The 21,660-nt window shown below is 65.6% G+C and carries 22 protein-coding genes; 10 read left to right on the forward strand and 12 right to left on the reverse strand.

The genetic code is table 11. The features are described 5' to 3' along the window. Window positions 1–67 precede the first annotated feature (67 nt). The 5 genes from prmC to ASD28_RS23125 all read right to left on the reverse strand — a co-directional run bounded on the left by prmC (window position 68) and on the right by ASD28_RS23125 (window position 4,662). Window positions 68–895 (reverse strand): peptide chain release factor N(5)-glutamine methyltransferase, encoded by an 828-nt coding sequence (prmC, locus tag ASD28_RS23105; protein ID WP_056133981.1) that lies wholly within the window; start codon window positions 893–895, stop codon window positions 68–70. Then, a complete protein-coding gene (locus ASD28_RS23110; protein WP_056133985.1) occupies window positions 895–1,365 on the reverse strand; it encodes a disulfide bond formation protein B in 471 nt (156 codons plus the stop codon). The genes prmC and ASD28_RS23110 overlap by 1 nt, the downstream gene beginning before the upstream one ends. A 127-nt stretch (window positions 1,366–1,492) precedes the next feature. Further along, on the reverse strand, window positions 1,493–2,569 hold the full coding sequence (gene prfA / locus ASD28_RS23115; protein ID WP_056133989.1) for a peptide chain release factor 1: 1,077 nt from the start codon (window positions 2,567–2,569) through the stop codon (window positions 1,493–1,495). A gap of 75 nt (window positions 2,570–2,644) precedes the next feature. Next, complete coding sequence (gene hemA, locus ASD28_RS23120) at window positions 2,645–3,919, reverse strand: glutamyl-tRNA reductase (protein WP_056133992.1); 1,275 nt, start codon at window positions 3,917–3,919, stop codon at window positions 2,645–2,647. 53 nt (window positions 3,920–3,972) lie between these two features. Beyond that, entirely contained in the window at window positions 3,973–4,662 is a 690-nt protein-coding gene (locus tag ASD28_RS23125) for a response regulator transcription factor (protein WP_056133996.1), read from the reverse strand. A 210-nt stretch (window positions 4,663–4,872) separates the two neighbouring features. Here ASD28_RS23125 and ASD28_RS23130 point away from each other — a divergent pair, with 210 nt between their 5' ends. Beyond that, window positions 4,873–5,379 carry a DUF697 domain-containing protein gene (locus tag ASD28_RS23130; RefSeq protein ID WP_056133999.1) on the forward strand — a complete coding sequence of 169 codons (507 nt, stop codon included), beginning with the start codon at window positions 4,873–4,875 and terminating at the stop codon, window positions 5,377–5,379. 27 nt (window positions 5,380–5,406) lie between these two features. Here the strand turns inward: ASD28_RS23130 and minE are convergent, their stop codons facing one another. From minE to minC, 3 genes are read right to left on the reverse strand one after another with little or no spacing between them, the layout of a single operon-like run. Further along, window positions 5,407–5,658: a cell division topological specificity factor MinE gene (gene minE, locus ASD28_RS23135; protein WP_036231293.1), complete on the reverse strand. Its 252-nt coding sequence runs from the start codon at window positions 5,656–5,658 to the stop codon at window positions 5,407–5,409. Window position 5,659: 1 nt separating this feature from the next. Continuing rightward, window positions 5,660–6,475: a septum site-determining protein MinD gene (gene minD / locus ASD28_RS23140; protein ID WP_056134002.1), complete on the reverse strand. Its 816-nt coding sequence runs from the start codon at window positions 6,473–6,475 to the stop codon at window positions 5,660–5,662. Between the two features lie 53 nt (window positions 6,476–6,528). Continuing rightward, window positions 6,529–7,311 carry a septum site-determining protein MinC gene (gene minC / locus ASD28_RS23145; protein WP_056134005.1) on the reverse strand — a complete coding sequence of 261 codons (783 nt, stop codon included), beginning with the start codon at window positions 7,309–7,311 and terminating at the stop codon, window positions 6,529–6,531. Between the two features lie 387 nt (window positions 7,312–7,698). On the opposite strand from minC, the gene ASD28_RS23150 reads away from it, so the two are divergent. The 9 genes from ASD28_RS23150 to ASD28_RS23190 all read left to right on the forward strand — a co-directional run bounded on the left by ASD28_RS23150 (window position 7,699) and on the right by ASD28_RS23190 (window position 16,862). Continuing rightward, window positions 7,699–8,877 (forward strand): acetyl-CoA C-acetyltransferase, encoded by a 1,179-nt coding sequence (locus tag ASD28_RS23150; RefSeq protein WP_056134007.1) that lies wholly within the window; start codon window positions 7,699–7,701, stop codon window positions 8,875–8,877. Window positions 8,878–8,955: 78 nt separating this feature from the next. Continuing rightward, complete coding sequence (gene phbB / locus ASD28_RS23155) at window positions 8,956–9,696, forward strand: acetoacetyl-CoA reductase (protein WP_056134010.1); 741 nt, start codon at window positions 8,956–8,958, stop codon at window positions 9,694–9,696. A gap of 198 nt (window positions 9,697–9,894) precedes the next feature. Further along, window positions 9,895–10,281 carry a DUF2750 domain-containing protein gene (locus ASD28_RS23160; RefSeq protein WP_056134013.1) on the forward strand — a complete coding sequence of 129 codons (387 nt, stop codon included), beginning with the start codon at window positions 9,895–9,897 and terminating at the stop codon, window positions 10,279–10,281. Beyond that, the gene (locus ASD28_RS23165; protein ID WP_056134015.1) at window positions 10,278–11,597 is read left to right on the forward strand and encodes an amino acid deaminase; all 1,320 of its coding nucleotides are present in this window, start codon (window positions 10,278–10,280) and stop codon (window positions 11,595–11,597) included. Before ASD28_RS23160 ends, ASD28_RS23165 begins: the two co-directional genes overlap by 4 nt. A gap of 51 nt (window positions 11,598–11,648) precedes the next feature. Further along, entirely contained in the window at window positions 11,649–12,605 is a 957-nt protein-coding gene (gene pip / locus ASD28_RS23170; RefSeq protein ID WP_056134018.1) for a prolyl aminopeptidase, read from the forward strand. A 76-nt stretch (window positions 12,606–12,681) separates the two neighbouring features. Beyond that, window positions 12,682–13,128: a DUF2721 domain-containing protein gene (locus tag ASD28_RS23175; protein ID WP_056134022.1), complete on the forward strand. Its 447-nt coding sequence runs from the start codon at window positions 12,682–12,684 to the stop codon at window positions 13,126–13,128. Window positions 13,129–13,149: 21 nt separating this feature from the next. Further along, window positions 13,150–13,605 (forward strand): hypothetical protein, encoded by a 456-nt coding sequence (locus ASD28_RS23180; RefSeq protein ID WP_056134025.1) that lies wholly within the window; start codon window positions 13,150–13,152, stop codon window positions 13,603–13,605. A gap of 79 nt (window positions 13,606–13,684) precedes the next feature. After that, complete coding sequence (locus ASD28_RS23185; protein WP_056134783.1) at window positions 13,685–15,730, forward strand: NADPH-dependent 2,4-dienoyl-CoA reductase; 2,046 nt, start codon at window positions 13,685–13,687, stop codon at window positions 15,728–15,730. 97 nt (window positions 15,731–15,827) lie between these two features. Beyond that, complete coding sequence (locus ASD28_RS23190) at window positions 15,828–16,862, forward strand: acyltransferase (protein WP_056134027.1); 1,035 nt, start codon at window positions 15,828–15,830, stop codon at window positions 16,860–16,862. A 6-nt stretch (window positions 16,863–16,868) separates the two neighbouring features. Here ASD28_RS23190 and ASD28_RS23195 read toward each other — a convergent pair whose 3' ends face one another. From ASD28_RS23195 to ASD28_RS23210, 4 genes are all read right to left on the reverse strand, one after another. Beyond that, window positions 16,869–17,357 (reverse strand): hypothetical protein, encoded by a 489-nt coding sequence (locus tag ASD28_RS23195; protein ID WP_056134029.1) that lies wholly within the window; start codon window positions 17,355–17,357, stop codon window positions 16,869–16,871. Between the two features lie 95 nt (window positions 17,358–17,452). Beyond that, window positions 17,453–18,574 carry a beta-ketoacyl-ACP synthase III gene (locus ASD28_RS23200; protein WP_056134032.1) on the reverse strand — a complete coding sequence of 374 codons (1,122 nt, stop codon included), beginning with the start codon at window positions 18,572–18,574 and terminating at the stop codon, window positions 17,453–17,455. Window positions 18,575–18,706: 132 nt separating this feature from the next. After that, the gene (locus ASD28_RS23205; protein WP_056134035.1) at window positions 18,707–20,134 is read right to left on the reverse strand and encodes a S41 family peptidase; all 1,428 of its coding nucleotides are present in this window, start codon (window positions 20,132–20,134) and stop codon (window positions 18,707–18,709) included. Window positions 20,135–20,214: 80 nt separating this feature from the next. Beyond that, on the reverse strand, window positions 20,215–21,420 hold the full coding sequence (locus ASD28_RS23210; RefSeq protein WP_056134038.1) for a glycosyltransferase family 4 protein: 1,206 nt from the start codon (window positions 21,418–21,420) through the stop codon (window positions 20,215–20,217). Window positions 21,421–21,660: the final 240 nt, after the last annotated feature.

A 21,660-nucleotide genomic window follows, 5' to 3' on the forward strand; every position in this document is an offset into this window, starting at 1 on the left:
GTTGGCTTCCGGGTGGTGGACCCGAAATTGTAACAAACGGGGCGTCCGGAGCGCGCCGGGGAGACGATCAGCCGAACCGGCCGCCGCTCACGCGCTCGATCCCGGCCAGGTCCCGCCAGCTTTGCACGTCGGTGAAGCCGGCGTCCGCCAGCAGCGCGCGCACGGCCGCCGCCTGGTCGTAGCCATGCTCGAGCAGCAGCCAGCCGCCCGGCGCGAGGTGGCGCGCGCTGCCCTGGATGATGATGCGCAGCGCGGACAGGCCGTCCGCATGGTCCGTCAGCGCGCCGACCGGTTCGAAGCGCAAATCGCCCTGGACGAGATGCTCGTCGCCGGCCGCGATATAGGGCGGGTTGGAGGCGATGACGTCGAAGGTTTCCCCGGCGGCGAGCGCGTCGAACCAGCTGCTCTCCAAGAAGCGCACACGCGCGCCGTTGGCGGCCGCATTCGCCTGGGCGACGGCCAGCGCGTCCGGGCTGACGTCCAGCGCGGTGACGTCGGCGTCCGGCCGCGTGTGCGCGACGGCGACGGCGATGGCGCCGCTTCCGGTCCCCATGTCGAGCAGGCGCGGTGCGTTGTCCGGCAGGCGCTCGAGTGACAGTTCGACGATCAGTTCCGTGTCCGGGCGGGGAATCAGCACGGCGGGGCCGACCTGGAAATCCAGGCCGAAGAATTCGCGCCGGCCGACGATGTAGGCGATCGGTTCGCCGCGCAGCCGGCGCGCCACGAGATCGTCCAGGCGCGACGCTTCGTCCGGCGTGAGGGCGCGGTCGCCCTGCGTGATCAACTGGACGCGGGTGAGACCCGTCGCCTCGCACAGGAGGATGCGGTTTTCCAGCGGGTCGAGCGGCAGGCTTGCCTGCACGGCCGCGATGGTGGCGCCGGGCTGGATGGTCATCAGCGCGCGCGCCGCACCAGCACCCAGACGAGGGCCAGCGTGAGGATCGTGAACCAGACGGCCGACCACTGCGGCACGTTCAGGCCGAACACGGTTTCCTGCGCCGCTTCGCACAGGCCGTCGGCGCGGAACAGGCCGGGCAACAGGGTCGCGGTCGGGATCTTGTTGAGCGTCGTCTGCATCGGATCGATGCCGCACGAAAAGCCCGGGTGCGCCAGCACGTACAAATGCTTGCCGACATAGCCGAGGCCGCCCAGCGCGCACAGCAGCGCGAGCCCGGCGCCGGCCTTGATCTTGTTGGCGAAGGCGCCGATCAGGCTGAAGATCGCGATGCCGAGGTACAGGTAGCGCTGGATCACGCACAGCGGGCAGGGCAGCAGGCCCTTCACGTGCTGGAGATACAGGGCCGCGCCGATCAGGGCGATGCTGACGGCGGCGATGGCGAGCAGGAGATTGCGGGACGAGGACATGGGCTTCCTGGTTGAGGTCGAAAAGGATATTTTCAGTCTAGCAACTTATAACTGTCTTAACACCGGGGTCAGAGCCCGATTTTTGGAAATTTCCCAAAAACGGGCTCTGACCCCGGTTTGTTGTTGATCAATCCCCCAGCGCCGCCAGTTGTTCGGCCTGGTGCTCGGCCGACAGGGCGTTCGTCAGTTCGGCCAGGTCGCCGTCCATGATCATGTCCAGTTTATAGAGCGTCAGGTTGATGCGGTGGTCGGTCAGGCGGCCCTGCGGGAAGTTGTAGGTGCGGATACGCTCGCTGCGGTCGCCCGAGCCGATCAGGCTTTTACGGGTTGCCGCTTCCTTGCTCTGCTGCTCGCGCAATTGCACGTCCTTGATGCGCGCGGCGAGGACTTTCATGGCCTGCGCCTTGTTCTTGTGCTGGCTGCGGTCGTCCTGGCATTCGACGACGATGCCGGTCGGCAGGTGCGTCAGGCGGACGGCGGAATCCGTCTTGTTGATGTGCTGGCCGCCGGCGCCCGAAGCGCGGTAGGTGTCGATGCGCAGGTCGGCCGGATTGATCTGCACGTCCTCCACTTCGTCCGCCTCCGGCATCACGGCGACGGTGCAGGCGGAGGTGTGGATGCGGCCCTGCGTCTCCGTCGCCGGCACGCGCTGCACGCGGTGGCCGCCCGACTCGAATTTCAGTTTCGAGTAGGCGCCCTGGCCGACGATGCGCACGATGACTTCGCGGTAGCCGCCCAGGTCGGACGGCGATTCCGACACCATCTCCACCTGCCAGCGGTTGCGCTCCGCATAGCGCGTGTACATGCGCAGCAGGTCGCCCGCGAACAGCGCGGATTCGTCGCCGCCCGTGCCGGCGCGGATCTCGAGGAAGATGTTGCGCTCGTCGTTCTCGTCCTTCGGCAGCAGCATCTTCTGCAGCTCGAGATCCAGTTCCGCCATGCGCGCCTTCGCCGCGTCGATCTCGTCCTGCGCGAATTCCTTCATGTCCGGGTCGGCGAGCATCTCCTGCGCGGCGTCGATGTCGGCCTGCGCGGTCTGGTACTGGCGGTAGACGGCCACCAGCGGGCTCAGTTCGGCGTGTTCGCGATTCAGCTTGCGGAAGCTGTCCATGTTCGCGGTGGCGCCCTCGGACATCAGGAGTTCGTCCAGTTCGACGAGGCGGTTGGCCAGTTGGTCCAGCTTGGCCAGCATGGATGGTTTCATAGGGTGTTCTTATCGGAATGACAGCGGACAAGCCGCGGGAAGCGGCACGCGGGTACGGCGAAGGAGTGCAGGCCGCTAACGGCGGCCGCGGAACAGCTGGGGCAGCAAACTCGCGAGGCGGGCGCGTTCATCGCCCTGGGCGCGGTGCAGGGCCTGTTGCGGGCCGTGCAGGAATTTCGCGGTGAGGCCCTTCGACAGGGCGTCGAGCACCGTCTCGATGTCTTCGCCCTTGGCGAGCAGCTTGCGCGCCCGTTCCAGTTCGGCCAGGCGCATCGCTTCGCTCGATTCGTGCATGTCGCGGATGACGGGCACCACGGCGCGGTCGCCGATCCAGTGCATGAACGACTGCACGCGCGTCTCGATGATGGCCTCGGCCTGGGCGACGGCGGCCTGGCGGCTTTCGACGCCGGTGCGCACCACCTCGGCCAGGTCGTCGACCGTGTACAGGAACACGTCGTTCAGGCGGCCCACTTCCGGCTCGATGTCGCGCGGGACGGCCAGGTCGACCATGAACATCGGCCGGTGCCGGCGCGCTTTGATGGCGCGTTCGACGAGGCCCTTGCCGATCAGCGGCAAGGTGGAGCCGGTGGAGGCGATGACGACGTCGAACTGCGCCAGGCGTTCGGAAAGGTCGGCGAGACCGATCGCGCTGCCGTTGAAGCGCGCGGCCAGCGCTTCGCCGCGCGCCAGCGTGCGGTTGGCGATCGTGATCGACTTCGGATTGTGGGCGGCGAAGTGCGTGGCGCACAACTCGATCATCTCGCCGGCGCCGATGAAGAGGACGTTCTGCTCGCTGACGCGATCGAAGATGCGTTCCGACAGGCGCACGGCGGCGGCGGCCATCGACACGCTGTGCGCGCCGATCTCGGTCGTCGAGCGCACTTCCTTCGCCACGGCGAAGCTGCGCTGGAACAGCTGGTGCAGATAGGTGCCGAGGCCACCCGCCTCGTCGGCGACGCGCACGGCATCCTTCATCTGGCCGAGGATCTGGGCCTCGCCCAGCACCATCGAATCGAGGCCGGAGGCGACGCGGAACGCGTGGCGCACGGCGTCGTGCTGCGGCAGCATGTACAAATGCGGGCGCAGTTCGGCGAAATTCAGGTCGTGGTAGTCCGCGAGGAAGCGCGCGGATGCATCGAGCGGGTCGGGTGCGCAGCTGGCGGCGTACATCTCGGTGCGGTTGCACGTCGAGAGCAGCGCCGCTTCGTCTTCGCCGCGGGTATTAAATTTTGAAAACCACCCGCGCGCCGCCTGCACCGCGTCGCCCAGCTGCTCAGGCGCCAGCGCCAGTTGCTCGCGCAGCGAGACCGGTGCTGTGGTGTGATTGAGGCCGACGGCGAGCAGTTGCATGGGTGATCAAAAATTGGGCAGCGCGCCCATTATACCCCTACGGCGTCAGGGTTTCACGCGCCCAGCTTTTCCAGCCTATAGCCGTAGCTATATACCGGCACGAGGCGGAAACCGTTCTCCGGACGCAGGCGCAGTTTGTTGCGGACGCGCGAAACGTGCGTGTCCATCGTACGCGACGGGACGGCCGTTTCGCGCACCCAGATCGATTCATGGATGTACGCACGCGACAGCGGACGGCCCAGGTTGCGGAAAAACAGCAGCGCCAGGTTGAATTCCTTGTGCGTGACGTCGATCTGCTCGCCGTCCATCATCAGGCGGCCGGGGCGGGTCTCGAACACGTACGGACCGAACTGTAACTGTTCGGCACCATTCTGCGACGGGTACGCCCGGCGCAGCAGGGCCTGCGTGCGTGCGACCAGCTCGCCGCGGCGCAGCGGCTTGACGAGGTAGTCGTCGGCACCGGCCGTGACGCCGGCCACGATGTCGTCTTCGGCCGAGCTGCCGGCCAGGAACATCGTCGGGGTATTCGGCGCCAGTTTTTCCTTGGCGCGGCGCAGGAGTTCCGCCGCCGGGACGTCGGTCACTTGCCAGTCGACGATCAGCAGGTCGGTGCTGTCCTTGCGGAGTTGCCCCAGCAATTCTTTACCACTGTCAAATGCTTGACAGCTGTGCCCAGCTCCGTTCAGAACTTGGCAGATGAGTTCTGCCTGGGTCGTGTCGTTGTCCAGTACGGATATTCTCATGATGTTCAGGCTGTCTCGGCTGTGGGACTGTAGGACGTCACTGTAGGAACATTCCTACAATGTCACTAAATATATCAGACTTTTAAAACGCAAAGCTACCGATGCCTCAGATAAATTCACATTTTCGTTGGGAAATTGCGTCATAGTTGTGTCAGGCCGGAGACAAACTCCCGGTTACACTAACTTCAACATTGTGGTTGAGGAGCTAACATGTTCAAGAAGAAGAGTCAGGACGGCGAATTGGCCCTGTTGCCGGTCTCCAGCGAGGACATCGAACGCGTGCGCGAACGCTGCCGCGGCCTCGTGCGCAAGCGCGCGGCCATTTCGGCGGGCGTATCCGTGATCCCGGTGCCGGGCGTGGACATCGTCGCGGACCTGTCCAGCTTTGCCGTCATGGTGGAAGAGATCAACCGGGCGTTCGGCCTGTCGCCGGAGCAGATCGACCGGCTGCAGCCGCGCATGCGCATCGCCACTTACCAGGCCGTGGCGGCCATCGGCAGTACGCTCGTGGGCAAGATCGTGACGAAGGAACTGGTGCTGAAGCTGTTGCAGAAGTCGGGCGCCAAGCTGGCGGCCAAGTCGGCGGCGAAGATCGTGCCGCTGGCGGGGCAGGTCGCGTCGGCCGCGATCGGCTTTGCGCTATTCAGGCAGATGGGCTACCAGCACATCGACGCCTGCACGCGCGTCGCGCGCGAGGTGGCAGCCGCGCCGGCGTGAACACCCCGGCGCGGCGGAAAGACGGAATCAGGCGTCCGGCAGGACGACGTTGACGTCGAGCACTTCCAGGTTGCCCTGGCGGTCGAGGGAAATCTTGATGTCCTCGGCGTTGACCTTGGTGTACTTGGAGATCACTTCGATCAGCTCGCGGTGCAGGGCGGGCAGGAAGTCCGGTCCGCCGCGGCCGCTGCGTTCGCGGGCGATGATGATCTGCAGCCTTTCCTTGGCCGCCGTCGCGCTTTTCTGATTCTTGGGAAACAGGAATGAGAGCAGAGGCATGTCACTTCGCTCCGAACAGACGCTGCAGGAAGCCCGGCTTTTCGTAACTGGTGAAGCGCAGCGGGATCTCTTCGCCCAGGAAGCGGGACACGACGTCCTGGTAGGCCTGGGCCACGTCGGTATCCTTGAAGTGGATGGCCGGGTTGCCCTGGTTCGACGCGTGCAGCACGGCTTCCGATTCCGGAATGATGCCGAGCAGGGGGATGCGCAGGATTTCCTGCACGTCCTGGTACGACAGCATTTCGTCGTTTTCCACGCGGCGCGGCGAGTAGCGGGTGATCAGCAGGTGTTCCTTGACCGGTTCGCCGCCGCTCTGGGCGCGGCGCGACTTCGCTTGCAGGATGCCGAGGATGCGGTCGGAATCGCGCACGGACGAGACTTCCGGGTTGGTGACGATCAGCGCCTCGTCGGCGAACGTCAGCGCCATCAGGGCGCCGTGCTCGATGCCGGCCGGCGAGTCGCAGATGATGAACTCGAAGTCCATCTTGACCAGCTCGTTCAGCACGTTTTCCACGCCTTCTTCCGACAGCGCGTCCTTGTCGCGCGTCTGCGAAGCCGGCAGGATGAACAGGTTGTCGCAGTGCTTGTCCTTGATCAGGGCCTGGGTCAGGCTCGCTTCGCCGTTGATGACGTTGATCAGGTCGTACACGACGCGGCGTTCGCAACCCATGATCAGGTCGAGGTTGCGCAGGCCGACGTCGAAATCGATGACGACGGTCTTGTGGCCGCGCAGTGCGAGGCCGGTCGAGAAGCTTGCGCTCGAGGTGGTCTTGCCCACACCACCTTTACCGGACGTTACAACGATAATTCTTGCCATGAAAAAATTGTGTCCTTTTCAGTATCTGGTCAGTGCTGGTACAGGGGCGCGCCTTAATTGCGGGTCGCCGAACCCAGCGATGATATATCGATTCGGTCGCCGACCAAACGGATTTGTGCCGGCTGGCGTGCGACCTCTGCCGGGAAACCTTCGTCGAACGTCCGGTAAACGCCCGCGATTGACACCAATTCTGGTTGTAACTGCAGCGCGAAGATGCGCGCGCCCGCATTGCCCGACGCCCCCGCCAGCGCGCGGCCGTGCAGCGGCGCGTACACGTGAATGCTGCCGTCGGCGATGAGCTCGGCGCCATTGTTCACGACGGCGGTCACGATCAGGTCGGTGCCGCGCGCGTAGATGCGCTGGCCGGCACGGACCGGCGTGTCGACGATCATCGCGTGCACCGGTGCCGCAGGGGCCGGCGCGGGCGATGGTGCAGGTTCGGCGGTGGGCTCTGCCGTTTCGACCGGTGCCGCGGGCATCTCCCGTTCGCGGCCGGCGCTCGTTTGCAAGCCGCTGGTGCCGTCGTCCAGGAACAGGTCATGGGCGCGGATCACGTCGTGCAGCGCGGCCGGCGCGCCGCGCACGGCGACGGCGTTCAGGCGGTACTTCCTGAGCAGCGCGACCAGCGCCTCCCAATCGATGTGCGCGGCGTCGTCGGCGATGCCGGCGACGTCGATGACGGCAAATTCATCCTCGAAAAAATCCGACACACCCCCGGTCATCTGCTTCAGCGCGGCATCGATCGCGATCGGATCGGCCGAATGCAGGATGGTCGAAATGGCCACGACCGTGGAGATCTTGATTTCGATGGGCAGGGAGCTCGAGCTTTTGGGCATAAATCAATGTGGTTGGCTTAGCCCGTGCATTCTACTGTGAAATTTCACTCAACGGAAAAGGGTTTTGGCTCGGGTTTGGATGACTGGAAACTCCTGTTTCCTGAACAAAAATAATGTCTGATAAAGATGCTCAGCCTTAAGCAAAATCAATAAAAAGGCTGTTTTTTCCGATGAATAAGCTGATAAGATTGATTTTGCTTAAACAAGATTTAAGCGAGGTCACTAATATTGTTGGCTTTCTGTCCAAGCTTGAGCGGAGATTGCGCTTCCTCAAGCGCGCGTTGTGCTGGTGTTCGAATTCTTCCAGGCCTGGGCAGAAAAAGGCCGACAGCAGGGCTGTCCACTCATTGAACCCCGGCCGCTGGGGCCGGGATACCGGAGATTGATATGGAAGATGTCGTAATCGTGGCCGCAGGCCGTACTGCAATCGGCAAGTTCGGTGGCACGCTCTCAAAAATTCCGGCTGCCGAGCTAGGCGCCCAGGTCATCAAGCACCTGCTGACGAAGACCGGCATCGACCCGGCCGCGGTCAGCGAAGTCATCATGGGCCAGGTCCTGACGGCCGGCGTCGGCCAGAACCCGGCGCGCCAGGCGGTCATCAAGAGCGGCCTGCCGGACAAGGTGCCGGCGTTCACCCTGAACATGGTGTGCGGTTCCGGCCTGCGCGCCACCCATCTGGCGGCCCAGGCCATCAAGTGCGGCGACGCCTCGATCGTGATCGCCGGCGGCCAGGAAAACATGAGCGCCTCGCCGCACGTGCTGAACGGTTCGCGCGACGGCTTCCGCATGGGCGATGCCAAGCTGACCGACACGATGATCGTCGACGGCCTGTGGGATGTCTACAACCAGTACCACATGGGCGTGACGGCCGAGAACGTCGCGCGCAAGTACGACATCTCGCGCCAGGAACAGGACGAATTCGCGCTGCAGTCGCAGCTGAAGGCGGAAGCCGCGCAAAAGGCCGGCAAGTTCAAGGACGAGATCATCCCGATCGAGATCGCCTCCAAGAAGGGCACCACCGTGTTCGATACCGACGAGTATCCGAAGCACGGCGCCACGCTGGAAGGCCTGGCTAGCCTGCGTCCGGCCTTCAACAAGGAGGGCAGCGTCACCGCCGGCAACGCCTCCGGCCTGAACGACGGCGCCGCCGCCGTGATCATGATGTCGGCCTCGAAAGCGAAGGAACTGGGCCTGACCCCGATCGCCCGCATCAAGGCGTATTCGTCGGCCGGCCTGGACCCGGCCATCATGGGCATGGGCCCCGTCGACGCCGCCCGCCAGGCGCTGGAAAAGGCCGGCTGGAAGCACGAAGAAGTCGACCTGATGGAAATCAACGAAGCGTTCGCCGCCCAGGCCGTCGCCGTCAACAAGCAGATGGGCTGGGACACGTCGAAGATCAACGTCAACGGCGGTGCGATCGCGCTGGGCCACCCGATCGGCGCCTCGGGCGCGCGCGTGCTGGTGAGCCTGCTGCACGAAATGGTCCGCCGCGACGCCAAGAAGGGCCTCGCTGCCCTGTGCATCGGCGGCGGCATGGGCGTTGCCCTGGCAGTCGAGCGCGATTAAACACCGCACGGCGCCATCGTTGGGGCGCCGTGCCGGTAACCGTAGTTAACAAGTGTGTGCAAAAACTAGGAGAAGACAATGGCTAGAGTGGCATTAGTGACCGGCGGCATGGGCGGCCTGGGTGAAGCGATCTGCATCAAGCTGGCGGCGCTCGGCTACAAGGTCGTGACGACGTACTCGCCGGGCAGCAAGAAAGCGGAAGGCTGGCTTGCTGCGATGCGCGAACAGGGCCATGACTTCAAGGCGTACGAATGCGACGTGTCCGATTACGACTCCGCCCAGGCCTGCGTGGCCAAGGTCGTGCAGGAAGTCGGCGCCGTCGACGTGCTGGTCAACAACGCCGGTATCACGCGCGACATGACTTTCAAGAAGATGGACAAGGTCAACTGGGATGCGGTCATGAAGACCAACCTGGATTCCGTGTTCAACATGACCAAGCCCGTCGCCGACGGCATGGTCGAGCGCGGCTGGGGCCGCATCATCAACATCTCGTCCGTCAACGGCCAGAAGGGTGCGTTCGGCCAGACCAACTACTCGGCGGCCAAGGCCGGCATCCACGGCTTCACGAAGGCCCTGGCGCTGGAAGTGGCGCGCAAGGGCGTCACCGTGAACACCATCTCGCCGGGCTACATCGGCACCAAGATGGTCACCGACATCCCGGCCGAAGTGCTGGAATCGAAGATCCTGCCGCAGATCCCGATGGGCCGCCTGGGCAAGCCGGAAGAAGTGGCCGGCCTGGTCGCGTACCTGTCGTCGGACGAAGCCGCCTTCGTCACCGGCGCCAACATCGCCATCAACGGCGGCCAGCACATGCAGTAAGCGGCCGCGCTTGCGACGCATCGACACCGCCTCCGGGCGGTGTTTTTTTTCGCGTCTGAACACCGGGGTCAGAGCCCGATTTTGGGCAATTTCCAAAAAACGGGCTCTGACCCCGGTGTTGGCTTGCGCGCCGTGCAGGGGCCAAGGTGTCGTATGCTCGTCCCGACGGCCGCCGCCGGGCGCGCGTGGGGAAAGTGAATGATCGATGCTGAACAAGTGAAGGCCGTGGTGCGCTTGCCGGCGCCGCAACGCTATGAATATTTCGTCAAGCGGGTGGCCGCGTCGGGTACCGTGTGGGGCCTGTACCGCAACGGCTGGGCGCTGGCGAAGAAGGACGACGGCACGCTCGTGTTCGCGATGTGGCCGGACGAGGAGTTCGCGCGGCTGTGCGCGGAATTCGAATGGGATGGCTATGAACCGCAAGCCTTTTCGCTGGACGAGCTATTATCCGAGCTGCTGCCCCAGCTGCAGCAGGACGACCTCCTGCCCGGCATCTTCCGCACGCCCGGTTCGAAAGGCGTGATGCCGACGCCGGGCCTGCTGCGCGTCGACCTCGAGGACGAGTTGCGAAGGGAAACACCATGAACGCATTGCCGCACGGCGCGCTGGCCTTGTCCAGCCTCGAAGAACAGATGCTGCAGCCCGGCGTGAAGGGCTTGCCGTTGACGGCGCCGCTGCGCCAGGGCGCGATCGGCGTGCAGGGCTGGAACGTGCTGCATGGCGATACGAGTTTTCCCGTCGCGGTACTGAAAACATCCGCGCTGCGCCACAACCTCGAGTGGATGCGCGATTTCTGCGACCGCCACGGCGTGCGCATCGCGCCGCACGGGAAGACGACGATGTGCCCGCAGCTGTTCGGCGCCCAGCTCGCGAACGGCGCCTGGGGCATCACGCTGGCGAACGCCGTGCAGGTGCGGGTGGCGCACCGCTTCGGCGTGCGCCGCGTGCTCGTCGCGAACCAGCTCGTCGCGCGCAGCGACGTGCGCATGGTGCTGCAGCTGCTGCACGAGGATCCGGGCTTCGAATGCGTCGTGCTGGCCGATTCGCTCGCGGGCGTGGCGCGCCTGGCCGAGGAAGTCGATGCGCATCCGCTCACGCGTCCTTTATCCGTGCTGGTCGAACTGGGCCTGTCCGGCAAGCGCGCGGGCTGCCGCACGCCGGAGGAAGCGCTGACGGTGGCGCGGGCCATCGAGCGCGCACCGGGTCTCGTGCTGGCCGGCTTCGAAGGTTATGAAGGCTTGCTGGTATCGGACGACCACGATGCCGACCTGCGCGCCGTGTCCAGCTTCGTCGCGCGCCTGTGCGCGCTCGTGCGCGAGGCCGACGACGAAGGCCTGTTCGGCACGCGCGAGATCCTCGTGACGGCGGGCGGCTCGTCGTACTTCGACCTCGTCGCGCGCGGCTTCCAGGAGCTGCACGGCCTGTCGCTGCCGCTCGTGCCCGTGCTGCGCAGCGGCTGCTACCTGACGAGCGACCACGGCATGTACCAGCGCCACATCGCCGCGCTCGACGCACGCGAAGGCGTCGAACCGGATGCGGGCCTGCGGCCGGCGCTGGAGATCTGGAGCGTCGTGCAGTCGCGTCCCGAACCGGGCCTCGCGATCCTCACGATGGGCAAGCGCGACGCGTCGCACGATGCCGGCCTGCCGGTGCCGCTGTGGCACCACCGGCCCGGTCCCGGCGCCGCGCACGCGCTGCCGGACGGCTGCGAGATCGTCAAGATGAACGACCAGCACGCGTACCTGCGCCTGCCGGAAGGCCCGGTGCGCGAGATGCTCGCGGTGGGGGGCCTGGTCGGCTGCGGCATCTCGCATCCGTGCACGACGTTCGACCGCTGGCCGCTGCTGCTGGCCGTGGACGACGACTACGCGGTACGCTTCGCGCTCAACACTTTCTTCTAGAATGGCCGGGCGGTAGGCTACAATCGGTTGTCGTTTTTTCGTTGACCGATCATGCCCGCCACCCCGCCGTCGCTGTTCCCGCCCATCCTCCCGAACCGTCATGGCATGCTGGCCGTGGACGACCTGCACACGATCTATTGGGAAGAAGTGGGCAACCCGAACGGCATCCCCGTCGTGTTCCTGCATGGCGGTCCGGGCGCGGGCCTGTCGCCGCAGCACCGCCGCTTCTTCGACCCGAGCACCTACCGCGTGATCCTGTTCGACCAGCGCGGCGCCGGCAAGTCGACGCCGCTGGGCGAGTGGCGCAACAACACGACGCAGCTGCTCATCGAGGACATCGAACGCCTGCGCGCCATGTTCGGCATCGAGCGCTGGCTCGTGTTCGGCGGCTCGTGGGGCTCGACCCTGGCGCTGGCCTACGGGCAGGCGCACCCGGAGCGCTGCCTCGGCTTCGTCCTGCGCGGGATCTTCCTGTGCACGCCGGCCGAGATCGAATTCTTCCTGTACGGCGTGCAGTGGTTCTATCCGGAGCTGTACGACGAATTCATCGCGCCGATTCCCGTCGAGGAACGGGGCGATTTGCTGAAGGCGTACACGAAGCGCCTGCTGTGCGACGATCCGCAGCAGTACTGGCCCGCCGCGCGCGCGTGGAGCCGCTTCGAGGGGCGCCGCGTGTTCCTGCTGCCGCAGGAAGAAGAGCACGCGTCCGACACGCTCGACCTGGGCGTGGGCCGGCTCGAATCGCATTACATGGCGCACGGCGGCTTCCTCGAACCCGACCAGCTGCTGCGCGACGTCGGCCGTATCTCCCACCTGCCGGCCGTGATCGTGCAGGGCCGCTACGACGTGATCTGCCCGCCGCTGTCCGCGTACCGCCTGCACCAGGCCTGGGCCGGCTCGCGCCTTCGCATGATCCCGGACGCCGGCCACGGCGCGCTGGAAGCGGGCATCGCCCGCGCCCTCGTCGCCGCCACGGAACAGTTCAAGCGACACGGCCGTTTCGATTGAAACGGCGTCGATTCGGACAGAGGCCGCCGCCTGCTACACTGTCCCCAGCTTCTTACAATAACGACAAGCTACCCGCATGAATATCCAGACCAACGACATCGGCCATGTCATCCAGCTGTCGATCGCGCCCGTGTTCCTGCTGACCGGCGTGGCGACCAAGCTGACGGTATTGATGAACCGCCTCGCGCGCATCATCGACCGTACGCGCGACCTCAAGATCGAATTGCGCAAGGGGCCGGATCCGGATTGCAGCGAGGAGCTCGACGTGTTGTACCAGCGCTGGCGGCTGATCAATTATGCGATCACGGCCAGTACCGGCTGCGGCTTCCTGATCTGCGTGATCATCGCCTGCCTGTTCCTCGGCGATACCACCAATCTGCCGCTCGACCGCTACATCGCCGGCATGTTCGTGGTGGCCATGGTCGCCCTGATTGCCAGCTTCATTTTCCTGCTGCGCGAAGTGTCCGTCTCGTTCCGCTACATGCGTATCCACCGTCACGACGCGCCGGTCGGGCCGGACTAGTTTTTACGAATCGAGACCATCATGAACGACTATCAACGTCCCCCCACCCTGCACCGCTACGGCCTGCGCGCCGAGCTGGAACTGGCGCTGTCCACCGGCCAGTTCAAGCTCCAGCCCGAGAACGGTTTCCTGACCCTGTCGTTTTCCACGGCGTGGAACCGGGGCCTGTTCGACGTCCTCGGCCCGGCCGACAGCTGCCTCGTCATCCACAACACGGAAGAATTCGGCGAGCGCCTGCACCGCGCCGTCCAGCGCGCCTTGCCCAACTGGGCCGGCATCGACGGCCAGGTCGAATACGGCATCCGCTCGCGCCTGGGCTCGGCCTTTTCCCGCCCGATTTCCGACGCGCGCGAAAAGGAGTGGAAGTTCGCGTGGCGCTCCCTGGCGCCGCATACGAGCCTGAATCCCGTCACGGTGCGCATCGGCAGCATCGAGCAGTTCGCGGAACTGCGCACGCCGGAGAGTTATCCGGCCTGACGTTCGCGCGTGTTGCGATTAGAACCACGGCTCCAGGAAATCCCGGTGTAATTCCGGGATCATCACTTACGTCGTGCCCATGACCGCCTCGCTCCCCGACACCGCTTATCCGCACCTGCTGTCCCCCCTCGACCTCGGCTTCACGACGCTGAAGAACCGCGTGATCATGGGGTCGATGCACACGGGGCTGGAAGACCGCTTCTGGAACTACGGGAAACTGGCCGCGTTCTACCGCGAGCGGGCGCGCGGCGGCGCGGGCCTGATCGTCACCGGCGGCATCTCGCCGAACCGCCAGGGCTGGCTGCTGCCTTTCGGCGGCACGCTGAACTTCCGCGGTGACGTGTTCAATCACCGCCGCGTCACGCGCGCCGTGCACGAAGAGGGTGGCAAGATCCTGCTGCAGATCCTGCACGCGGGCAGATACGGCTACCAGCCGCTCGTCGTGTCGGCCTCGAACGTCAAGTCGCCGATTTCTCCGTTCCGCCCGCGCGCGCTGACGGCACGCGGCATCGAGTCGACCATCGCGGCCTATGTCCGCTGCGCGACGTTGGCACAGAAGGCCGGCTACGACGGCGTCGAGGTGATGGGCAGCGAGGGCTACCTGATTAACCAGTTCCTGTGCGCGCGCACGAACCGCCGCACGGACGCGTGGGGCGGCAGCATCGAGAACCGGATGCGCCTGCCGGTGGAGATCGTGCGCCGCATCCGCGCGGCCGTCGGGCGCGAGTTCATCGTGATGGTGCGCCACTCCGTGCTGGACCTCGTCGACGGCGGCAACACGTGGGACGAGGTCGTGCAGGTGGCCCAGGCGCTGGCGAACGCCGGCGCCACGATCCTCAACACGGGCTACGGCTGGCACGAGGCACGCATCCCGACCATCGTCACGTCGGTGCCGCGCGCTGCCTTTGCGTCGGTCGCGGCGCGGCTTCGGGATGCCGTCAGGATTCCTGTGGTCGCGTCGAACCGCATCAACATGCCGGCCGACGCGGAGCGCCTGCTGGCCGAGGGCAGCGCGGATATGGTGTCGATGGCGCGGCCGTTCCTGGCCGATCCCGACTGGGTGAACAAGGCCGCGGCGGGCCACGCGGACCGCATCAACACGTGCATCGCCTGCAACCAGGCGTGCCTGGACCACACGTTCGCCAACAAGCGCGCGACCTGTCTCGTGAACCCGCGCGCGTGCCACGAGACGGAACTGGTGTACACGCCGACACGCCAGCGCAAGCGCATCGCCGTCGTCGGCGCCGGGCCGGCCGGATTGTCCGCCGCGACGGTGGCGGCGCAGCGCGGCCATGCCGTCACGTTGTTCGATGCGCTTGAGCGGATCGGCGGCCAGTTCAACATCGCCATGCGCATCCCCGGCAAGGAAGAATTCGCGGAAACCATCCGCTATTTCGGCCGCCAGCTGGAGCTGACGGGCGTGGAACTGCGGCTCGGCCAGCGCGTCACGCGCGAGGAACTCGTCGCGGCCGGCTATGACGACGTGATCGTGGCCACCGGTGTCACGATGCGCCGTCCCCGCATCGAGGGCATAGCTCATCCGAAGGTGCTGTCCTACCTGGACGTGCTGCGCGACCGCGCGCCCGTCGGCCCGCGCGTGGCGATCATCGGCGCCGGCGGCATCGGCTTCGACACGGCGGAGTTCCTGGTCCACGACGCCAACGCGCCGCGCCCGCAGCCCGTCGCGGACTGGGCCGGCGAATGGGGCGTCGACCTGGACGTGGCCGCACCGGGAGGCCTCGTGAAGCCGCATGGCGTGACGCCCGCGCGCAGCATCTGGCTCCTGCAGCGCAAGGCGACGCGTCCGGGCGCGGGCCTGGGCAAGACGTCGGGCTGGGTGCACCGCGCCACGCTGGCCCGCAACGGCGTCGCGATGCTGGCGGGCGTGCAGTACGACCGCATCGACGACGCGGGCCTGCACATCACCGTGGGCGGGCAGGCGAAATTGCTGGAAGTGGACAACGTGGTGATCTGCGCCGGGCAGGAAAGCCTGGCGGAACTGATGCCGCCGGAAGGGCAGCAGGGCGGACCGGCGTTCCACAAGATCGGCGGCGCGGCACTGGCGGCCGAGCTGGATGCGAAGCGGGCGATCCGCGAAGGGGCGGAGCTGGCGGCGCGGCTGTAGGACGTAGCGTATTCGCAACTATTGGATAGAATTCAAGTTAACATATTGGCAAATAGATGATAAGTTGCATGGCTGATCCCTCTGTTTCGGCCTGACAATGTCCACATCCCCCAAAACGATTCCGTACCTCGACGGTTGGCGCGGCCTTGCGATCGTGCTCGTCCTGCAATCGCACTTCGGCCTCGGTGGCGGGGGCAGGCTGGGCGTCGCGCTGTTCTTCGCGCTGTCCGGCTACCTGATGGGTGAACTCCTGTTCGTCAAGAACGTGCCGCTGGGCCGCTTCTTTAAACGCCGCATCAGCCGCATCGTTCCGACGTACTGGCTGTATGTCGCCGCGGCGTTCGCACTGGCGGGCGCGGCGTGGTATCAGAAGCCGTACGAGGTGCGGACCGACGAACTGGTCTCGACGCTGCTGTTTGCCCGCACTTATTATCCGGCCGACGTCAGTATCTGGTCGGGCGCCTGGCAGATCGGGCATTTCTGGTCGCTGAACGTCGAAGAGCACAGCTATATCTACCTGGCATTGCTGGCCCTCGTGGCCGGGGCCGCCGGCGTCAAGAGGACCTGGCTGCTGGCGCTCAGCACGCTCGCGTGCCTCGGCCTTAACCTCTACTACACGTTTTATCCACCCGGCGGCGCATCGCCGTGGTTCGCACGGTCGGAATGCGCGGCGTTGGGCCTGATTGCGTCGGCCACGCTGCGCGCGTGGCGGCACGAGGTGCCGGCGCTGCACACGGGCGCGGCCTGGATTGCTCCCGCGACGCTGGCGCTCGGCGCCGTGTGCTTCACCTGGACGGGCCTGCCGATCCTCGCGATCACGCTCGGGCCGCTGCTGCTGGCCGTGTCCATCAACTATGTCGGGACCGCGCCGGCGCTGCTGCGCAACGCGCTGTCCGTGGGGGTGCTGCGCTGGTTCGGGATCTGCTCGTTTTCGGTGTACGTCTGGCAGCAACTGGCGTACGTGGCGTACCAGAACCATCTGTTGCAGCGCCAGCTGGCTGGTGTGATCGGGATCCTGGTCGGCGTCGTGGCGTTCTACCTGTACGAAGATCCGGTGCGGCGCTGGCTGAACGGCGAGCGCCGCACGAGCGCCGCCGCCGCTGCGCCGCTGCAGGCGGAAGGCCAGGCGTAACGACGCTTATTGCCCCGCGCCGCTGCTGCCTTTTTTACTCTTCTTGCTGCGGGAACCCGACGCCGGCTGCGCCGTCTGGTCACCCTGGCGCGGCGTGTCGAGATCACTCTGCCGGGAGCCCGCCGCCGATTCCAGCGAGCCGCCTTTCTGCTGCTGTTCCATGCCGCCGTAGCCCGACTGGCGCGATGCGTTCAGGCGGTCTTCCTCGCCGCGCGCCTGCATGCGCTGGGCGCTCTGGCGGGCGCTCCAGCCGGCCTGCTGCGCACCGGCGCCACCGCGCTGGCCGCCCACGTTGTCGTTGAGACTACCCTGCAGCGAGCCGCGCGCGCGCAGCGATGCGCCCAGCTGTTCGATATTGGCCGACTGCACGTTGGCACTGCCCGGCGCCACCCAGCCCGGCGCACGCGGCTGCTGGCTGTCTTGCGCGACGGTGACGGTTTTTTCCTTGGCGATGCCGCGCGAATGCGTGGTGTCCGGTCCTTTTTGTTTCGACATTTGATCCTCCTGTGAGCTGGGCTGACAAGAGGATCATGCGCGCGGGGAACGGGCTATTCCAGAGGAAGAGGGAGCGCACCTTTGTAGGACTGGAACTACCTTTTACGCACGACGACGCAGCCGATCGAATACCCCGCGCCGAACGAGCAGATCACGCCATGTGCGCCGCTGGGCAGGTCGTCCTGGTGCGAGTGGAACGCGATGATCGAGCCGGCCGACGACGTGTTCGCGTAGCGGTCGAGAATCACCGGCGCTTCGTCCGGCGTGGCGTCGCGGCCCAGCAGGGTGCGCACGATCAGCTGGTTCATGCTCAGGTTCGCCTGGTGCAGCCAGAAGCGGGCGATGTCCTCGATCTTCAGGCCCGCGTGCTCGACGGTGTCGCGGATCATCGCGGCCGCCATCGGGCACACTTCCTTGAATACCTTGCGGCCCTGCTGGCGGAACAGTTTATCGGGCTGGCCGATGCCGTCTTCATCGAAACGGTTCATGAAGCCGTAGTTGTTGCGGATATTGTTCGAGAACTTCGTCTTGAGTTTCGAATCGAGGATCTCGAACTGGTGGGCGCTCGTCGCCGTGTCGGCCGCTTCGATGACCATCGCGGTGCACGCGTCGCCGAAGATGAAATGGCTGTCGCGGTCGCGGAAGTTCAGGTGGGCGCTCGTGATTTCCGGGTCGAGCACGAGCACGGCGCGCGCCTGGCCCGTCTGGACGGCGGCCGCCGCGGTCTGGATCGCAAAGGTGGCGGACGAGCAGGCCACGTTCATGTCGAAGCCGTAGCCGTCGATGCCGAGCGCTTCCTGCACCTCGACGGCCATCGCCGGGTAGGCGCGCTGCATGTTGCTGGCGGCGACCAGGACCATGTCGATGTCGGCCGGCGTGCGGCCGGCGCGGGCGAGGGCTTCACGGGCGGCGGCCACGCAGATCTCGGCCTGCAGCGACAGTTCCTCGTCGGCGCGCTCCTTGATGCGCGGCGTCATGTGCGTGGGGTCGAGGATGCCGGCCTTTTCCATCACGTAGCGCGACTTGATGCCCGACGCTTTTTCGATGAAGGCGCTGCTGGACGGTTCCAGTGCGGTAACCTCGCCGGCCGCGATCTTCTCGGCGTGCTCGGCGTTGAACAGCTCGACGTATTGGTTGAACGCCGTCACCAGCTCATCGTTGGAGATCGAATTCGGTGGCGTGAACAGGCCGGTGCCGCTGATGACGACAGGTTTCATGTTTGGCTAGCTTTCATGGACAATAACGGGAGGCAACACTCCCTGAATCAGGCGATTCTACACAATCGTACTGACGGTGGGAACCGAGGCTCCATTCCACAGGAAGCCCGTCAGTACAGGCGTTGTGCGGAATCAGTGAGCCTGTTGGGCGAGCGAGGCGGGCGGCGTGGCGCGTTTGGATAACTGTACGGGCAGGCCTTGCAGATGGTGCAGCGCCTGGGTCAACTGAAAATCGTCCGCGCTGCCGAATTCCAGCGGCTTGCGGGTGCGCTCGGCGGCGAGGATCCGCATCTGCTCCTCGATGTCGTCGTGGTTCGTCGCTTCCTCGCCCGCGCGGCTGGTGTCGTTCTTGAGGTGGTGCTGCAGGTCGGCTTCGCGCATGCGCAGGGCGTTCAGGCCGTCGCCGTCGGCGTTCTCGTCGACGGGGACGTCGGGCACGATGCCGCGCGCCTGGATCGAACGGCCGCTGGGCGTGTAATAGCGCGCCGTCGTCAGTTTCACCGCGGTGTCGCCGGCCAGCGGGCGGATCGTCTGCACGGACCCCTTGCCGAACGTCTGGCTGCCGACGATGGCGGCGCGTTTATGGTCTTGCAGCGCACCCGCGACGATTTCCGATGCCGATGCCGAACCCGTGTTCACGAGCACGACCATTGGGACCGTCTTGAACAGATCCGGCACCTTGTCGAGCGGATCGTTGCCGCGGCTGAGCAGGTAGTACTCGGGGCTGCCGTAGAAGCGGGCCTTCGAATCGTCCAGCTGGCCGTTCGTCGAGACGATCTCGGCATTCTTCGGCAGGAACGCGGCGGAGACGCCAATCGCGCCCTGCAGCAGGCCGCCCGGGTCGTTGCGCAGGTCGAGCACGAGACCTTTCAGGTTCGGCTCCGCGCGCGCCAGCGCGGCCAGTTTATTGGCGAGATCGTCGACGGTCGGTTCCTGGAACTGCGACACGCGCACCCACGCGTAGCCGGGCGCGACGATCTTGCCCTTCACGCTCTTCTGCACGATCTCGTCGCGCACGATCGTGAACGACAGCGGCGCCGGGGCGTTCTTGCGCAACACCGTGAGCACGACCTTCGTGTGCGGCTCGCCGCGCATGCGCTTGATGGCCTCGTCGAGGTCCATGTCCTTCACCGCCGCGCCGTCGACGTGCGTGATCAGGTCGCCCGCCTGGATGCCGGCGCGGGCGGCCGGGGCATCCTCGATCGGGGTGACGATGCGGACATAGCCTTCTTCGCTCTGGTTGATCTCGATGCCCAGGCCGACGAATTTGCCTTCGGTCCCTTCGCGCAGTTCGCGGTAGGCCTTGCGGTCCAGGTAGGCCGAGTGCGGGTCGAGCGCGCCCACCATGCCGGAAATGGCCTGCGTGAGGAGCTTGCGGTCTTCGACAGGCTCGACGTAGCCGGCCTTGATCGTGTTGTAGGCATGCGCCAGCTGGTGCAGGCCTTCGATGGGCATGCCGTCCACCGGCTTGTGGGCCAGGGCCGAATATTGCATCGTGACGCCGACCCCGAGGATCACACCGAGGGTGACCAGGGCAACGTTCTTGAAGCTGGAGCGCATGGGTGATGAGCGAAAGGGGACTGCGGTCCAGTATAACCCTCCCGCGGCCCGGTGCGACGCCGGGACGCGCGGGAATCTCGTCAGGCGACGGCGCGGTTGCCGGTCGGCAAGGTGCCGCGGCTGTTGATGATGCGCGAAAACAACGTCAGCTGGCCATTGGTCGTGTCGTCCCAGCTGAAACCCTCGGCATAGCGGCGGGTGGCGGCGTGGTCCGGGTAGTTGCGGCGCAGTTCCGTGACGGCGTCGGCGATGCCTTTCGCCGTGCGTTCCTTCATCAGCACGCCGGCTTCCGGCTTGGCCACGACTTCCGGCGTGCCCCACACGTTGGATGCAACGACCGGCGTGCCGCAGGCCATCGATTCGAGCAGCACGTTGGCCCAGCCTTCGCGGCTGGACGCGAGGATCATCGCATCGGCCGCGTTGTAGTAATGCTTGAGCTCGGTCTGCGCGACGGCGCCGAGGAATTTGACGCGGTCGGTCACGCCCAGGCTGGCGGCCAGCGCTTCCAGCTTCTTGCGCTCCGGGCCGATGCCGGCAATGAGCAGTTTCACGTCCGGCAGCATCGGCAGCGCGCCGATGGTCAGGTCGTGCGCCTTGCGCGGGTCGAGCACGCCGACGGAAATGACGGTGAAGCCGTCGATGCCCAGCTGGGCGCGCGCGGCCGCGCGGTCCATCGGCACGAAGCGCTGCAGGTCGACGCCGTTGCGCAGCGCGACGATGCGGTCGCCCGGAATGCCCAGACCGATCATCTCTTCGCGCAGCGCCTGGCACACCGTGATCATGCCGGCCGCGTTGTTTGCCGCCCACATGAGTTGTTTTCTCGGCAGCGTGAACTGCGGAATCAGGTTAATGTCGGTACCGCGGGCCGTAATCACGACGGGCTTGTTGAAATACTTGCCCAGCATCGCCGCGGCCACGCCGTCCGGATAAAAATAGTGCGCGTCGATGACGTCGAAGTCATAGCCCTCGTCGATGATGCGCCCGATCTCTTTCTTGCAGGCCTGGGCCATCAGCCACGGCGCCGCCGTCATCCCGACCTTCGGAATGACGAGGTAGCGGGGGTGCGTGACCTCGATGTCGTAGCGGGTTTCACGCGCCGGCACCTTGGAGAAGGCCGCGTAATCGCCGAAACGCGGGTGCTGCGACGGGAACCAGGGCACGGGCGCGACGACTTTCGATTCGACCTGGCCGCTGGCGAGCAGGTAACGCAATCTTGTTTCGACAAAGATGCCGTGGCTGGGTTTAACCGTGTTCGGGAAGAGGGAACTGAATGTAAGGAGCTTCATCGACGATGTGCGCAGGGCGGAATAGCAGAGCGTAGCATCTATTATGTAATAGATTGCAATTACTTGGCTTTTCTAACGGAACGTGCCCCAGTTTAATAGCAAAAAAGCAAACGTGTAGCGTGCTCGCCAGAAATCTGTGATAAATTCGTCTAGTTATTAACCCGGCGGCATGTCCTCCGGCCCACCCCCTCATGAGGCGAACCGGCATGCAGCGCGGGCGTCCCATGGTCGAAACCTCAA

The sequence above is a fragment of the Massilia sp. Root133 genome (genome assembly GCF_001426525.1).
In the GTDB taxonomy this organism is placed as follows: domain Bacteria; phylum Pseudomonadota; class Gammaproteobacteria; order Burkholderiales; family Burkholderiaceae_D; genus Telluria; species Telluria orientalis.